This window comes from Pseudomonas imperatae (assembly GCF_057128625.1).
Window position 1 is genome coordinate 49,027 of sequence record NZ_JBSKHP010000028.1, and the last position, 16,322, is coordinate 65,348.

At 68.9% G+C, this 16,322-nt stretch carries 11 protein-coding genes; 7 read left to right on the plus strand and 4 right to left on the minus strand.

Going from position 1 to position 16,322, the window contains the following annotated elements; genetic code table 11:
- Positions 1-322: 322 nt before the first annotated feature.
- The 4 genes from ACWKWX_RS26950 to ACWKWX_RS26965 are packed head-to-tail and all read left to right on the plus strand — an operon-like array spanning position 323 to position 7,995.
- Positions 323-2,509, plus strand: a complete 2,187-nt coding sequence (locus ACWKWX_RS26950; RefSeq protein WP_416424941.1) for a TonB-dependent siderophore receptor — start codon at positions 323-325, stop codon at positions 2,507-2,509.
- A 9-nt stretch (positions 2,510-2,518) separates the two neighbouring features.
- Positions 2,519-3,757, plus strand: a complete 1,239-nt coding sequence (gene fes / locus ACWKWX_RS26955) for an enterochelin esterase (protein WP_483829383.1) — start codon at positions 2,519-2,521, stop codon at positions 3,755-3,757.
- A gap of 34 nt (positions 3,758-3,791) precedes the next feature.
- Positions 3,792-4,016: an MbtH family protein gene (locus tag ACWKWX_RS26960; RefSeq protein ID WP_416424939.1), complete on the plus strand. Its 225-nt coding sequence runs from the start codon at positions 3,792-3,794 to the stop codon at positions 4,014-4,016.
- Between the two features lie 13 nt (positions 4,017-4,029).
- Positions 4,030-7,995: an amino acid adenylation domain-containing protein gene (locus ACWKWX_RS26965; RefSeq protein WP_483829384.1), complete on the plus strand. Its 3,966-nt coding sequence runs from the start codon at positions 4,030-4,032 to the stop codon at positions 7,993-7,995.
- Positions 7,996-8,072: 77 nt separating this feature from the next.
- Here ACWKWX_RS26965 and ACWKWX_RS26970 read toward each other — a convergent pair whose 3' ends face one another.
- From ACWKWX_RS26970 to fepD, 3 genes are read right to left on the minus strand one after another with little or no spacing between them, the layout of a single operon-like run.
- The gene (locus ACWKWX_RS26970; RefSeq protein ID WP_483829385.1) at positions 8,073-8,870 is read right to left on the minus strand and encodes an ATP-binding cassette domain-containing protein; all 798 of its coding nucleotides are present in this window, start codon (positions 8,868-8,870) and stop codon (positions 8,073-8,075) included.
- On the minus strand, positions 8,867-9,862 hold the full coding sequence (gene fepG / locus ACWKWX_RS26975; protein WP_483829386.1) for an iron-enterobactin ABC transporter permease: 996 nt from the start codon (positions 9,860-9,862) through the stop codon (positions 8,867-8,869). The genes ACWKWX_RS26970 and fepG overlap by 4 nt, the downstream gene beginning before the upstream one ends.
- Complete coding sequence (gene fepD / locus ACWKWX_RS26980; RefSeq protein WP_483829387.1) at positions 9,862-10,848, minus strand: Fe(3+)-siderophore ABC transporter permease; 987 nt, start codon at positions 10,846-10,848, stop codon at positions 9,862-9,864. Before fepD ends, fepG begins: the two co-directional genes overlap by 1 nt.
- A 161-nt stretch (positions 10,849-11,009) precedes the next feature.
- On the opposite strand from fepD, the gene entS reads away from it, so the two are divergent.
- Complete coding sequence (gene entS / locus ACWKWX_RS26985; protein WP_483829388.1) at positions 11,010-12,245, plus strand: enterobactin transporter EntS; 1,236 nt, start codon at positions 11,010-11,012, stop codon at positions 12,243-12,245.
- On the opposite strand, the gene fepB is transcribed toward entS, so the two are convergent.
- A complete protein-coding gene (gene fepB / locus ACWKWX_RS26990; RefSeq protein ID WP_473002810.1) occupies positions 12,221-13,228 on the minus strand; it encodes a Fe2+-enterobactin ABC transporter substrate-binding protein in 1,008 nt (335 codons plus the stop codon). The two genes, entS and fepB, sit on opposite strands and share 25 nt — an antisense overlap.
- Positions 13,229-13,516: 288 nt before the next feature.
- Here fepB and ACWKWX_RS26995 point away from each other — a divergent pair, with 288 nt between their 5' ends.
- Together ACWKWX_RS26995 and ACWKWX_RS27000 are read left to right on the plus strand one after the other, a co-directional pair.
- Positions 13,517-14,707: an isochorismate synthase gene (locus ACWKWX_RS26995; protein WP_416424932.1), complete on the plus strand. Its 1,191-nt coding sequence runs from the start codon at positions 13,517-13,519 to the stop codon at positions 14,705-14,707.
- Positions 14,704-16,314 (plus strand): (2,3-dihydroxybenzoyl)adenylate synthase, encoded by a 1,611-nt coding sequence (locus ACWKWX_RS27000; RefSeq protein WP_483829389.1) that lies wholly within the window; start codon positions 14,704-14,706, stop codon positions 16,312-16,314. Before ACWKWX_RS26995 ends, ACWKWX_RS27000 begins: the two co-directional genes overlap by 4 nt.
- The last annotated feature ends 8 nt before the right edge of the window (positions 16,315-16,322 follow it).

Sequence of the window (16,322 nt, forward strand, 5' to 3'; positions counted from 1 at the left end):
CAATGTAACAATCAAGAAATACTACCAATTGCGTTTGCGATTGTTATTGAGAGTTATTACCATCAACGCGCCGCACCATGCCGCACCTCGTTTCACAGCGCCTCACCAGGCGCGGGTAACCGCCCCCGACGCTTCGCCCAATCGTCTCGCTCACGCCTGCAAAAGCCTGGCCGGCAGACGTTTGCCCAGAAAAAGTGGCGGGGGCCACTGGCGAAGCGGGGCAGGGCGGGTACCTGAGGGCTGCATGACGCGGCATCACAAAGGCTGCGCCCGGGGCGCAGGAAAAAGACATCTGTCGAACAGATCATGCAAAGGAAGTGGTATGAACGGAAGTAAACGTAGCGGTGCCCTGCGACGCACCCATGGGTTGGTACTGGTTGGCCTGCTGGCGCCATTCCCGCTCAGTGCCCTGGCCGAGACCGTTGCCCAGCCCCAGGCCCAGGCCAGCGCGCCGCTGGAGCTGGACACCCTGACCATCGAGGGCAACAAGCTCTACGACATGCCACCGTCCGAACAGACCGGCGGCTACACCGTGCAGGGCGCCACCGTGGGCACCAAGACCCCGGCACCGCTCAAGGACATTCCGCAATCCATTTCCACCTACACCAGCGAGTACATCAAGGACCGCAAGTTCGTCCACCTCGATGACCTGGCCAAGTACACCGCCGGCCTGCGCGTGCTGACCAACGACAGCGGTCGCTCGTCCATCTACTCGCGCGGCTACGAGTACGACGAATACCAGATCGACGGCCTGCCGGCGCCCATGACCAGCATCTTCGGCACCGTGCCGTCGCTGGTCGCCTACGACCGCGTGGAAGTGATGCGCGGCCCGGCCGGCCTGTTCAGCAGCACCAGCGAGCTGGGCGGCATCGTCAACATGGTGCGCAAGCGCCCCACCGCCGACTTCCAGGGCAGCGTCGAGGCCAGCTACGGCACCTTCGACACCAACCACGAGCAGGTCGACGTCTCTGGCCCACTGGATTCCGAAGGTCGCGTGCGGGGCCGCTTCATCGCCTCGCGTGACGCCAGCAACGGCATGGTCGACTACAACGCCAGCGACAGCGAAACCTACTACGGCGCCCTCGACATCGACCTCGACGACGCCACCCAGCTGTCGTTCGGCCTGAACCACGAAGTGAAGAACATCACGCCCAACAACGGCTACCCGACCGACACCAAGGGCAACCTGCTGGACTTCAGCCGCTCCAAGTTCCTGGGCGCCGACTGGAACTACTTCGACGGCAAGACCACCGACTTCACCGCCGAACTGACCCACCACTTCGACAACGGCGGCAACGGCCGCGTCGCCCTGCGCACCTCGGACCGCGACGCCGACTACCTGTACGCCTTCACCCGCAGCGGCGTGTCCAGCACCGGCACCGCCACCGAAGGCTACACCGGCCGCGAGTTCACCGAGAACACCGTGTCCATGGACGCCAGCTACAGCCAGCCGTTCGAGGCCATGGGCAACGTCAGCGAGTTCGTGGTGGGCACCGACTACAAGAACTACCACAACTACTACAAGAACGCCGCCGGCACCCTGGGCACCATTAACGTCAACAGCTACGACCCGACGTCGTTCGCCAAGCCGACCGATATCTACGCCAGCAGCACCGCCACCAAGGTCGGCACCCAGTCCGAAGAGTATGGCCTGTACTCCAAGCTGACCTTCCGCCCCATCGCCGACCTGGCGCTGATCGGCGGTGCGCGCCTGAGCTACTACAAGGGCAGTGGCTACACCACCACCCTCAAGACCGGCGCGCAGACCGACTACGACCAGACCATCAGCGCCCACGTCACCCCGTACGGCGGCGCGGTGTACGACCTGGACGCCAACAACTCGCTGTATTTCAGCTACTCCCAGGTGTACAAGCCGCAGACCGAGACCAACCAGGCCGGCAACGTGCTCAAGCCGCGCACCGGCGAGCAGTATGAAGCCGGTATCAAGGGCAGCTACTTCGGCGGCGACCTGAACACCCGCGTCTCGGTGTTCCAGCTGACCGACAAGAACCGTGCGACCACCCCCGAGGATGATCCGACCGCGACCTATGACGTAGCGTCCGGCAAGACCCGCATCCGCGGCGCCGAGTTCGAAGTCAGCGGCAAGCTGCTGCCCAACTGGGACGTGCTGGCCGGCTACACCTACATGGACACCCAGGTGCTCAGCGGCGACGCGGTCAGCACCTTCCAGACCATGCCCAAGCACTCCGCCTCGCTGTGGAACAAGTACACCGTCGCCAGCGGCCCACTGGAAGGCCTGGCCATCGGCAGCGGCGTGACCGCCATGAGCGACTTCTACATGACCACCAGCACCTACACCGTGGCTGCGCCTGGCTACGCCACCGTGGATGCCAAGCTGTCCTACCCGATCACCAAGAAACTCACCGCGACCCTGGACGGTACCAACCTGCTGAACCGCGACTACTACTCGCGCGTCGGCTCGGCGGCCACCTTCAACTTCCTCGGCCAGTCCCGCGCCTTCAGCGTCGGCGCCCGGTACGAGTTCTAAGAGGTCCCCATGGACAAGCTCCTGGCACGCAAGGATCTGGGCAGCGAGTCGTGGTGGCAGGCGCTGGCCGAGCAGGGTACCCCCCTGGTCGGCCCGGCGCAGGCCGGGGAGCACGCCGTGACCTTCGTCTGGCGTGACCCCCGCGGCACGGCCGCGACGTCGGCTACCCGACGCGTCTGGATCAACATCACCGGTCTCACCGACCACCACCGCCAATGCGCGCCGCAAAGCCTGGCGCGCATCGACGGCACCGACATCTGGCTGTGGCAGACGCGCATCGACGCGAACTGGCGCGGCAGCTACAGTTTCATGCCCTGCGACGACGACCGCGATTTCGACGCCGTCGACGCCCACGGCAACCCCGATTTGAACGCGCTGCGCCCCTGGTGGCGGGCCATGTTCCCGCGCGCGCAGCACGACCCCCTGAACCCCATGCGCCCCTGGACCGGCGGCCGCGGCCTGGGCGTGTCCGGCCTGCACATGCCACAGGCACCCGCGCACCCGGCCTGGCTTCCGGTGGACGCCGGCCAGGCGCCGGCCGCCAGCCTGCAGCAATACCACTGGCACAGCCCGCGCCTGGGCAACAGCCGCCGGGTGTGGCTGCTGAGTACCGGCCGCGCCCAGGACCCCAGCCGGCCCCTGGCCGTGCTGCTGGACGGCGCCTTCTGGACCGCCAGCCTGCCTCTGGCCGAGCCGTTGCAGGCGCTGACCGCCAACGGCACGTTGCCGGGTGCGGTGTACCTGTTCGTCGACAGCATCGACACCGCCCACCGCAGCGCCGAACTGGCCTGCAACCCGGCCTTCTGGGAAGCCCTGCAGGAGGAATTGCTGCCGCAGGTCATGAGCTGGCAGGCCCACTCGCCGAACCCCGCCACCACCGTGGTCGCCGGGCAGAGCTTCGGCGGCCTGGCGGCGCTGTACGCCGGCCTGCAGTGGCCGCGGCGCTTTGGCTGCGTGCTGGCCCAGTCCGGCTCGTTCTGGTGGCCCCGCGATGACCTTGCGCGGCAGTTGCCCCAGCGCGTCGACGCCGGGCTTGGCCACGGCCAGCCACTGAAACTGTTTATCGAAGCCGGGCTGCGCGAACCGGTGATCCACCGCGCCAACCAACGCATGGTGCAAGCGCTGCGCGACGCAGGCCTGGCCCCGCAATACCGCGTGGTCAACGGCGGCCACGATGCCCTGTGCTGGCGCCAGGGCCTGCTCGATGGCCTGGCGGCACTGTGGGCCGAACTGTGCGCGGCGGGTTGAACCGCCGCGACCCTCTCACGACAAGGAACATTCCGTGGAGCAACTCAACCCTTTCGACGACCCGCAACAGGGCTGTCACGTGCTGATCAACGACCAGGGCCAGCACAGCCTGTGGCCGGACTTCTGCGCCGTGCCACCGGGCTGGACCATCGTCCACGGCCCCGCCAGCCGCGAAGCCTGCGGGCAGTGGCTGGAACTGCACTGGCGCGACCTGCGTCCCGCTTCCCTGCGCCGCGCCTTGGGCGCCAACGCTTCCTGAACCGGAGTCACGGATGAACCTGTCAAACCCCGCACCTGTGACCCCCCTGGTCGCTACCCGCCACGAAATGCCCCTGGTGGCTGCCCAGCCAGGTATCTGGATGGCCGACCAACTGTCGCCGCACCACAACGCCTACGCCGTGGCCCACTACGTGGAACTGGCCGGCGCGCTGGACAGCGACCTGCTGCTGCAAGCCATCGAGGCGGGCCTGGCCGAGGTCGATACCCTGCACCTGCACGTCGCCGAGCGCGACGGCCAGCCGCTGCAATGGTTCGACTTCAGCCGCGCCCCGGCACGCCCCACCTGCGCCGACCTGCGCGGCGCGGCCGACCCGGCGGCCGCCGCACTGGCGTGGATGCGCCAGGACCTGCAGGGCGACCTGCGCGTGGCCAGCGGTGGGCTTGAGTGCGTGAACCGGCTGATGCAGGTAGGCGAGGGCCGCTGGTTCTGGTACCAGCGCTATCACCACCTGGCCGTGGACGGCTACAGCTTCGCCGCCATTACCCGGCGCATCGCCGAACACTACAACGCCCTGCGCCGTGGCGAGGCCGCCGGCCCCACGCCGTTCACCCCGTTCAGCCAGGTGGTGGCCGAGTACCAGGCCTACCGCCAGGGCGCGACGTGCGAGCGCGACGCGCAGTTCTGGCGGGAGAAAGGCCGGCAGCTGCCGCCGCCGGCCACCTTGTCGAGCCAGCCGCTGGGCGGCCAGAGCGCCAGCAGCCGCGTGCTGCGCCACACCCTGAGCTTTGACACCCAGGCCTTCGACCGCCTGATGGCCGACCAGCCGGCCGCCATCAGCCGCGCCGACATGGCCCTGGCCCTGGTCAACCTGTGGCTGTCGCGCCTCAGCGGCCAGGACGCCTTCACCGCCGGTTTCATCTTCATGCGCCGCATGGGCTCGGCCGCCGCCAGCGCCAGTGGCGCGGTGATCAACGTACTGCCCATGCAGATCAAGGTCGAGCCCCAGGCCACCCTGGCGGAGCTGGCGCAGAGCATCGCCGCCGAGCTCAAGCGCCTGCGCAAGCACCAGCGCTACGACGCCGAACAGATCCAGCGCGACCTGGGCCGCATCGGCGACGCCGAGCCGCTGTACGGCGTGGTGCAGAACCTCAAGCTGTTCGACTTTGCCCTGGACCTGGACGGCATCGCCGGCGTCACCCACACCCTGGCCTCGGGCCCGGTGCGCGACCTGGAGGTGGCGCTGTTCCTCACCCCGCGCGGCGAGCTGTCGCTGGAGCTGCTGGCCAACGCCGAGCGCTACGACGACGCCACCCTGGCCCGCCACCTGCGCCGCCTGAGCCTGTTGATGACGCAGTTCGGCGCCAACCCGCAGCTGCGCTGCGAGGCCGCCAACCTGCTGGACATCCAGGACCTGGCGCTGCTGGCCCGCGCCAACGCCACCGAGCAGCCGCTGACCGACGACACCCTGGTCAGCCTGATGGCCGCCCAGGCGCTGCTGACGCCCCACGCGCCGGCGCTGTCGGACGCCCAGTATCAGTTCGACTATCAACAGGTGCGCGAACAGGTGCAGGCCCTGGCCCAACGGCTGGTGACCCAGGGCGTGGAGCCTGGCGATATCGTCGCCGTGGCCTTGCCACGCTCGGTGTTCCTGTCCCTGGCGCTGATGGCCATCCTGGAGGTGGGCGCCGCCTACCTGCCGCTGGACACCGGCTACCCCGACGACCGCCTGCAGCTGATGCTGGAGGACGCCGCGCCGCGCCTGATCATCACCGACACCGCCCAGGCCGCGCGCTTCGCCGGCGTGGCCAGCTGCCCGGCGCTGCTGCTGGAAGCGCCGCTGCAGCTGGACCCGCACGGCCCGCTGCAGTTCGCCCAGCCGACGCCCGAGCACGCCGCCTACATCATCTACACCTCCGGCTCCACCGGCCGGCCCAAGGGCGTGATCGTCGGCCACCAGGCCATCGTCAACCGCCTGCTGTGGATGCAGCACCAGTACCCCTTGGGCAGCACCGACGTGGTGCTGCAGAAGACCCCGTGCAGCTTCGACGTGTCGGTGTGGGAGTTCTTCTGGCCGCTGATCACCGGCGCGCGCCTGCACATGGCGCCGCCCGAGGCGCACCGTGATCCGGAAGCGCTGCAGCGGCTGTTCAGCGAGCAGGGCGTGACCACCACGCACTTCGTGCCCTCGATGCTCGCGGCGTTCGTCAGTGCCTTGAACGACGACGCCGCCATCGCCCATTGCCGCAGCCTGCGCCAGGTGTTCTGCAGCGGCGAGGCGTTACCGACCGATCTGTCGCAATTGTGGCAGCGCCGCACCGGCGTGCCGCTGCATAACCTCTACGGCCCCACCGAAGCGGCCGTCGACGTCAGCTGGTACCCGGCCCACGGTGACACCCTGGCCGGCGTGCAGGGCGCCAGCGTGCCCATCGGTTTCCCGGTGTGGAACACCGGCCTGCGCATCCTCGACCGGCGCCTGCGCATGGTGCCGCCTGGCGTTGCCGGCGACCTGTACCTGACCGGCGTGCAACTGGCCCACGCCTACCTGGGCCGCGCCGACCTGACCGCCAGCCGCTTCGTCGCCGACCCCTACGGCAACGGCGGGCGCATGTACCGCACCGGCGACGTGGCGCGCTGGCTGGACAACGGCGCGGTGGAATACCTGGGCCGCAGCGACGACCAATTGAAGATTCGCGGCCAGCGCATCGAGCTGAGCGAAATCGACCACGCGCTGCTGGCCTTGCCGGGCGTCGAGCAGGCCGTGACCCACGCCCGGGTGCTGGGCGAGGCCCCGGTGGGCGGTGGGGATGCGCGCCAACTGGTGGGCTATGTGATCGCCCAGGGCAGCCGCGAGCTGGACCTGGTTGCCCTGCGCATGGCCCTGGTGGACCGCCTGCCGGCGCACATGGTGCCGGTGGCCTTGGTGCAGTTGGATGAGTTCCCGCTGGGCGCCACCGGCAAGCTGGACCGCAAGGCGTTGCCGTTGCCGCAGGCCAGCGCCAAGGCCTGCGGGCGCGCCCCGGCCGAAGGCCTGGAAACGCAGATCGCCGGGGCTTTCGCCCGGGTGTTGGAGCGCGACGGTGTCAACGCCGAGGACGACTTCTTCGCCTTGGGCGGCCATTCCTTGTTGGCCATGAGCCTGGCCGCCACCTTGCGCCGCGAACTGCAGCGGCCGGTGGCGGTGGGGCAGGTGATGATCGCCTCCACCGTGGAGCGCCTGGCCCAGCTGCTGGCCAGCGAGCAGAGCGAAGATGAAACCCGCCGCGCCGGTTTCGAGAGCGTGCTGCCACTGCGCCAGGGCAACGGCCCGACGCTGTTCTGCTTCCACCCGGCCTCGGGTTTTGCCTGGCAGTTCAGCGTGCTGCAGCGCTACATCGACCCGCACTGGTCGCTGGTGGGTATCCAGTCGCCGCGCGGCAATGGCCCGTTGCACAGCTGCGCCAACCTCGACGCTGCCTGCGACGCACACTTGCTCACCGTACGCGCCTTGCAACCCCACGGCCCGTACCATTTCGCCGGCTATTCGTTGGGCGGCACCCTGGCCCAGGGCGTGGCCGCGCGGTTGCAGGCAGAGGGCGAGCAGGTGGCCTTCCTGGGCCTGCTCGACACCTACCCGCCGGAGACCCAGAACTGGGACGAACGCCAGGGCCGTAACGTGCTCAAGCAGGAGGTGCTGGACGAGGTCAATCGCGAGCGCGAGCTGTTCCTGGCGGCCCAGCAGGGCCTGCAGGATGCGGCCATGGCGGCAGGCGGTGGCGGCATGTTCGACGACATCGAAGCCAACTACGCCGACTCCGTGCGCCTGCTGGCCACGGCGCGCAGCTCGGCCTATAGCGGCGAGGCAACCTTGTTCGTGGCCGAGAAAACCCTGCCTGAAGGCATGGACGTGCAGCAGACCTGGGGGCCGTTCGTGGGCAGCCTCAAGGTGCACCGCCTGCCGTGCGCGCACGTGGACATCATCTCGCCGGCGTCGATGGCGCAGGTGGGGCCGTTGATCAACCGGGCGTTGAAGGCGCTCTGACCCATGACGCGGCCTGCGGCCGCTGCTACAGAAACTCTGCGCTGTGCGGGGCCCTGTAGCAGCGGCCGCAGGCCGCGTCAGCGCCCCAGCGGCACGATCATTGGCGTGCCCGCCACGGGGTCGTCGATGATCACGCACTTCAAGCCATACACCGCTTCGATCAACTGGGGTGTGACGATGTCGGCTGGCTTGCCGCTGGCGAGCACCTTGCCCCCGCGCATGGCGATCAGGTGCGTGGCGTAGCGGCAGGCGTGGTTCAGGTCGTGCAGTACCACCACCAGCGTATGTCCTTGGTCGCGGTTGAGTTCGCGCAGCAGCTCCAGCAGGTCGATCTGGTGGGCGATGTCGAGCCAGGTGGTGGGTTCGTCCATCAGCACCAGCGGTGTCTGCTGGGCCAGCACCATGGCGATCCACACGCGCTGGCGCTGGCCGCCGGACAGGGTGTCCACCGGTTTTTCCGCAAGCTCGGCAACGCCGGTGGCGGCCATGGCGCCTTGCACCGCGGCTTCGTCGGCGGCGCTCCAGCGGCTGAACAGGGCCTGGTGCGGGTAGCGCCCGCGGGCCACCAGGTCGCGCACCAGAATGTCGCTGGGCGCGGTGGAGCTTTGCGGCAGCAGGCTCAGGCGCCGCGCCACCTCCTTGGTGGGGTAGCGGCTGATGGCCTGGCCGTCCAGCCACACCTGGCCGGCCGTGGGTTGCAGCAGGCGGCTGAGGGTGCGCAGCAAGGTCGACTTGCCGCAGGCGTTGGGGCCGATGATCACGGTCAGTTCGCCGTCGGGGATGTGCACGGACAGGTCGCGGGCAACGACCTTGTCGTCGTAGCCCAGGGTCAGTTGCTCGGCCCAGAGGCGCGAAGGGGCGGGCAGGGCGGTCATCGCTTGCGGGTTTCCCGAATCAGAAGGCCAATCAGGTAGAGCCCGCCGAGGCTGACGGTAATCAGCCCGACGTGCAGTTGGTAGGGCAGGAACAGGCGCTGGGCGGCCAGGTCGGCGGCCAGCAACAAGGCCGCGCCGGTCAGCGCCGCCAGCGGCAGAGTCAGGTTTTGCGAGGGGCTCAGGCGCCGGGCAATCTGCGGCGCCGCCAGGGCCAGGAACGAAATAGGCCCGGCCACGGCGGTGGCGGCGGCGGTAAGTATCACGCCCATCAACAGCAGCAGCAGGCGCGAGCGCTCCACCGGCACGCCCAGGGCGTTGGCGGTGTCATCGCCCATTTCCAGCAGGCGCATGCGCTGGCTCAGCACCAGGCTGCCGGCCAGCGCCACGGCGATGCACAGCAGCGCCGGCACGGCCTTGGCCCAGGTGATGCCGTTGAGCGTGCCGGCGTTCCACAGGCCCGCCGACAGCGTGGCTTCCAGCGAGCCGTTGACCACGACCCAGGTATTGAACGACACCAGCATGGCGCGCACGCCCAGGGCGATGATGATCAGCCGCAAGGTGCTGATGCCGTTGCGCCAGGCCAGGCGGTAGACCACCACGGCGGTCAGCAGGCCGCCAATCAGCGCCGCCGAGGCGCTGTCCAGGGTGCTGCCGTGGAACAGCACCAGGGCCACCAGCACGCCGCTGTAGGCGCCGGTGTTGAAGCCCATGATGTCGGGGCTGCCCAGCGGGTTGCGCATCAACGACTGGAAGATCGCGCCGCTGACCGCCAGCGCCGCGCCCAGCACCAGTGCCGCCACCACCCGCGGCAGGCGCCATTGCAGCACGATCAGCTGGGTGCCCGGCGCGCCCTGGCCGCGCAGGGCGTCCAGCACCTGGCCCAGGTTCAGCGCCAGGCTGCCGCTGGCCAGCGCCCAGGCGGCCAGGGCCAGGCACAGCAGGGCGAGGGCGGTGGCGGTGAACAGCGGGCGTCTGCTGTGCAATGTGCTCATCAGTTGGCCCCCAGGCGCTGGCGGCGCGCCAACCAGATCAGCACCGGCGCGCCGATAAAGGCGGTCATCACCGACACCCGCAGCTCGCCAACGGTGATCACCCGGCCCAGGGTGTCGGCCAACAGCAGCACGGTGGGCGTCAGCAGCAGGGTGAACGGCAGCTGCCGGCCATGCTCGGGCCCGGCCAGCCAGCGCGCCAGGTGCGGCATCATCAGGCCGACGAAGGCGATGGGGCCGACCATCGCCGTGGCCGCGCCGCACAGCAGGGTAATCGCCAGCAGCCCCAGCAGCTGCGTGCGCAGCACCCGGGTGCCGAGCGCAGCGGCCATGTCCAGGCCCATGCCCAGGCTGTCCAGCGCCCGGCTCAGCCCCAGCGCCAGCAGCACGCCGGCGCCGATGGGCAGGGCGGCGGCCTTGATCAGCTCAAGATTGCGCACGTCCAGCGAACCCGCTTGCCAGTAGCGGATCTGGTCGAACACCAGCGGGTTGAGCAGGGTGATGCCCGAGCCGATGCCTTCCAGCACCGCGGTCAGTGCCACGCCCATGAGTGTCAGGCGCATGGGGCTCACGCGGCCCCCGCCGGTGAAGCCGCTGAGGGTTACCAGCAGGTTGGCCAGCAGCGCGCCGATGACCGCGCACACCACGTACTGGTCCGGGCCGTTGACGCCCAGCCAGGCCATGCCCACCACCAGGGCGAAGCTGGCGCCGGCGTTGATACCCAGGATGCCGGGGTCGGCCAGCGGGTTGCGGGTCAGGGTCTGCATCAGCGCGCCGGCCACCCCCAGCGCCGCGCCCGCCAGCAGCCCGGCCAGGGTGCGCGGCAGGCGCGCGTCGGTGATGACCACGCAATCGACGCTGGTGCAGGTGCCGGTCAGGGCGTCCAGTACCTGTGACAGCGGGGCCAGGTGGGCGCCCACCTGGAGGCTGGCCAGCACGGCGCCCAGCAGCGCCAGGGCGGTGAGGGGCAGGCGCAGGGAAGCTCTCATGGGCGGCCCTGCCGGAGCGGTGCGAACATCGTGAATCGCCTTAATGTATCGATACAAATACGAAGCATTCGTTTATACGACTGATTGGCGAATGCTATCATGTGGCCCGCTTGATAGGTAGTTCGCCTATCGATACAGGCCTGTCGATACCAGGGAGTTTCATGGCCAGACCGTCGATTTTTCTCAACCTCAGCCTCCTGCGCAGCCACCCGGCGTTCCGCGCGGTGTTCCTCGCCCGCCTGCTGTCACTGATCTCCCTGGGCCTGCTGGCGATTGCCATGCCGGTGCAGATCCAGGCCCTCACCCATTCCCCCCTGCAGGTTGGCCTGGCCGTGACACTGGCCGGCACCGGCATGTTCGTTGGGCTGATGTTCGGCGGCGTGCTGGCCGACCGCTATGAGCGGCGCCGGCTGATTCTGCTGGCGCGCTCCACCTGCGGCATCGCCTTTGTCGGCCTGTGCCTCAACGCGTGCCTGGCGCAGCCGTCGCTGCTGGCTATCTACGGGCTGTCGCTGTGGGACGGCTTCTTCGGCGCCATTGGCGTCACCGCCTTGCTGGCCGCGACGCCGGCGCTGGTGGGCCGCGAGCACATGGTGCAGGCGGGGGCCATCAGCATGCTCACCGTGCGCATCGGCTCGATTCTCTCGCCCTTGCTGGGCGGGCTGTTGATCAGCGTTGGTGGCGTGGCCTGGAACTATGGCCTGGCGGCGTTCGGCACGTTGATTACGGTGCTGCTGTTGCTGCGCCTGCCGGCGTTGCCGCCACCGCCGGTGCCGCGCGAACACCCGCTGAAGGCGCTGGCCACCGGCATCGGCTTCCTGTTCGAAAACCGCGTGGTGGGCACCGTGGCACTGATCGGCGCCTTGCTGACCCTGGCCAGCGCCGTGCGCGTGCTGTACCCGGCGCTGGGCCTGGCCTGGCAGCTGGACCCCGGGAACCTGGGCCTGATGTACGCCGCCACGCCCCTGGGCGCGGCCATCGGTGCCATCACCAGCGGCCGCCTGGCGGCCACGCCGCGCCCGGGCAAGCGCATGCTGGCCACGGCGTTGCTGGCGTTTGCCGCCATCGCCGGGTTCAGCGTGGTGCCGTCGTTCTGGCTGGCGCTGCTGTGCCTGGTCGGCTTCGGTTATTTGAGTGCGGTGAACGCGCTGCTGCAGTACGCGCTGATTCAGGCGCAGACCCCGGACCACCTGCTGGGCCGGGTCAACGGCCTGTGGACCGCGCAGAACGTCAGTGGTGACGCCCTGGGCGCGGCGTTGCTGGGTGGCTTGGGCTCGTGGCTGCTACCGGCCAACGCCGCCCTGGCGTTCGGCCTGGCGGCGATGGCGGTGGGGCTGGTGCTGGCGCTGGGCATGCGCCAGCTGCGCCGGGTTCAGTTCGACGCCGTGGCGGCCTGAGCGCCGGGCGTGCCGAACTGCGCCTGCAGGCGGTCGAGCAGGTGGTTGGCGCTGTAGTAGTCGAGGCGGAAGGTGTCGGCGCCCAGGGCGTATACGCGCTGGCTATCGATGGCCGGCAGGTGCGCCAGCAGCGTGTTGCCGAGGATGGCTTTGGTGTCCGCCGGTTCCGCGGCGAACATCAGGAAGCTCTGGCCAGTGAGCGCGTCGGCCATGTGCTCGCCGCCGGCCTGGATGATGTCCTTGCGCTTGCCCATGTTCTGGCTGTTGGCCAGGGCCGGCGATGGCTCGGCCAGTTCGAAGCCCAGCTGCGCCAACAATTGGCCCTGGGGCGAGGCGGCGGTCCAGATGTTGGCCTGGCGCGCGGCCGGGTTGTAGACGAACGCCGACACCGGCTGCGGCGGCAGCTTGAGGCTGTTGCGCAGCTGCGCCTGGCGCTCGGCGAAGGCTTCGATCAACTGGCCGGACTGGGCTTCATGGCCGGTGGCCTCGCCCAACAGGGTTTCCAGCTGCTGCCAGCTTTTATCGTCGTAGTTCACCACCAGGGTCGGGGCGATGGCCGAGAGTTGGTCGTACAGGGCAATGGCCGAGTCGCCGCCGGTGGCGCTGATCAAAATCAGGTCCGGGGCCTGGGCCGCCACTGCTTCGGCGTTGGCTTCGCCGATGTACAGGCGCTGCACGTTGCGCGCCTTGGCCACCGCGCCCCATTGGCGCAGGTAGCCCTGGTCGTCGGCGACGCGGTTGTTGGGCGTGGTGGCGCCGCTGGCGATCACCGGCGCGTCGATGGCCAGCAGCGCGCCGGTGAGGGTCACGCTGGTGGATACGATGCGCGTGGGCGCGTGGTTGAGCACCACGCTGCCGTGCTCGCCGTTAATGGTGCGCGGCCAACCGGCGTCGGCGTAGGCGCTGCCGGCCAGCAGCGGCAGGCAGGCGGCCAGCAGGCACAGGCCGGCGCGCAGGGAAGGGCGGGGGAATCGGATGGGCATGAAGGTAGGCGTCCCTGGTGGAGAATAAATCTCATTTTTATCAATGAGGTGTGTGCCTGCAACCACAAGCACGTATCGCCGCCGATACACGCCCCGTAGCAGCTGCCGCCGGGCGGCGTCCGGGCCCGGAATGGAAATCGTGGCGGCCCTGACACGGCCTGGCGGCCGCTGCTACAGGGTGGGTTTGTACCGGCTGTGAGACCGAGGTCTCGTTGACAACGTTTCCTGCTATCCATAACCTTAACATGATTGATAGCAATTCTCATTACGAGTCACGAGGCGAACGTCATGACGACACACCACCTGGAAAACGAGCGATACCGTACGCCAGACGGTAGCAAAGAGGCGCAGTTCCTCTTCCGTTCCGGCACGCGCAGCCTGCGCGGCCAAGGTATCTTCAGCCGTATCAATAGCGCGGCCGGCAGCGGCGGCGTGTCCTCCAGCGCGTTCCTCGCCGAAGTCGGCGCCGCGCTGGCGCGGGCCCGCGAGGCCGGCATCGACAACCCCATTGTGATGGGCGCGATTCCCTTCGACACCACCCAGCCGTCCTGCCTGTACATTCCCCGCCAGTGCGCCTGGCGCGACGAGCAGCCAGCGGCTGCTACCCAGGCCGAGGCCGCGCGCCCGGCGGTGCTGAACCAGCGCAGCATTCCCGACGAAGCCGGCTTCAAGGCCGCCGTCAACCAGGCCATCGCCAACTTCCGCTCCAGCACCATCCGCAAGGCCGTGCTGTCGCGTCAGCTCGACGTGCAGCTGACCCAGCCGGTGGATGTGGAGCAGGTGCTGGCCAACCTGGCCGCCCAGAACCCCTCGGGCTACCACTTCCGCGTGCCCATGGCCGACGGCGCCGAGCTGATCGGCGTGAGCCCCGAGCTGTTGGTGCGCAAGACCGACGACCAGGTGTTCACCAACCCCCTGGCCGGCTCTGCCAAGCGCCGCGTCGACCCGGTGCAGGACCGCGAAGTGGGCGAGGCGCTGCTGGTGTCGGAAAAGGACCAGTACGAGCACAGCCTGGTGATCGACGACATCCGCCGCGTGCTGGAACCGGTGTGCAGCCAGCTGGACGTGCCGCCTGGCCCGTCGCTGCTGAGCACCGCCGCCATGTGGCACCTGTCCACCGCCTTGCAGGGGCAACTGCGCGACCCCAACACCTCGGCGCTGCAGTTGGCCTGCCAGATCCACCCCACGCCGGCCGTGTGCGGCGCGCCCACGCAACTGGCGCGCAAGCTGATCGACCTGGTCGAACCCGAGACCCGCGGCCTGTTCAGCGGCATGGTGGGCTGGTGCGACAGCCACGGCAACGGCGAGTGGGTGGTGACCATCCGCTGCGGCACCGTGCAGCATGACCGCATTCGCCTGTTCGCCGGCGCCGGCATCGTCGAGGCCTCGTGCCCCGAATCGGAATGGAAGGAAACCCAGGCCAAGCTCGGCACCATGCTGGCCGCCTGCGGCCTCGACGCACAGGCGGGCTGCGCATGAGCATCGCTTTCACGCCCTGGCCGGCTGACCTGGCCGCCCATTACCGCGCCCAGGGTCACTGGCTGGACCGGCCGATGACCGACATTCTTGCCCAGCAGGTGCAGGCGCGCCCGGACGCCCCGGCGATCATCTGCGGCGAGCGTACCCTCAGCTACGCCGAGCTGGACCGCCAGTCCGACAACCTCGCGGCCTACCTGCACGCCAGCGGCCTGCGCACTCACGACGCGGCGCTGGTGCAGCTGCCCAACATCGCCGAGTTCTACGTCACCTTCTTCGCCCTGTTGAAGCTGGGCGTGGCGCCGGTCAACGCACTGTTCAGCCACCAGCGCCAGGAACTGCTGGCCTACGCCCGGCAGATCCAGCCCAAGGTGCTGATTGCTTCCAGCCGCCACGCCCTGTTCGCCAACGACGTGTTCCTCGACGAACTGCGTGACGTGGCACCGAGCCTGGCCACCGTGGTGCTCGACGGCGCCGACCTGCAGACGCACCTGCAAACCCCAGCGCGCCACTTCGTCGCCAGCCCCAGCGAAGGCGGCCAGGTGGCGTTCTTCCAGCTGTCGGGCGGCAGCACCGGCACGCCGAAGCTGATCCCGCGCACCCACAACGACTACTACTACAGCCTGCGCCGCAGCGTGGAACTGTGCGGCCTGACCCCGGCCACGCGCTTCCTCAGCGCCTTGCCGGCCGGCCACAACTACACCATGAGTTCGCCCGGCGCCCTGGGCGTGTTCATCGCCGGCGGCTGCGTGGTGATGGCCAGCGACCCCGAGCCGCTGAACTGCTTTGCGCTGATCGAGCGCCATGGCGTCGACTGGGTGCCGCTGGTGCCGCCGGCGGTGGCCCTGTGGCTGCGCGCCGCGCCCGAGCATCGCGGGCGCCTGCACAGCCTGAAAGTACTGCAAGTGGGCGGCGCCAACTTCTCCGAGGCCCTGGCGCGTCGCGTGCCTGAAGAATTGGGCTGCCAGCTGCAGCAGGTGTTCGGCATGGCCGAGGGCCTGGTCAACTACACCCGCCTGGACGACGACAGCGAGCGGGTGTTCACCACCCAAGGCTGCCCGATGAGCGCCGACGACGAGGTCCGTGTGCTCGACGAAGAGGGCCGCGCCGTGCCGCCGGGTGAGCCGGGCATGCTCGCCACCCGTGGCCCGTACACCTTCCGCGGCTATTACCTGGCCCCCGAGCACAACGCCCAGGTGTTCGACGCCGAAGGCTTCTACTACTCCGGCGACGTGGTGCAGCAGGACGCCGACGGCTACCTGAAAGTAGTCGGCCGGGTGAAGGACGTGATCAACCGCGGCGGCGAGAAAATCGCCGCCGAGGAAATCGAGAACCTGCTGCTGCACCACCAGGCCGTGACCCACGTGGCCCTGGTGGCCATCCCCGACGAGCTGATGGGCGAGAAGAGCTGCGCCTGCGTGGTGGCCAACGACCCTGCGCTGAAACCCTCGGACCTGCGCAAGTACCTGCGCGCCCAGGGCGTGGCCGACTACAAGCTGCCCGACCGCTTCCAGTTCATGGCCGAGCTGCCCTTGACCGCCGTCGGCAAGATCAACAAGAAGCAGCTGCGCGAGACCCTGCGCGCAGCCCTCGACAACGCATCCGCATAAGGCTTTAC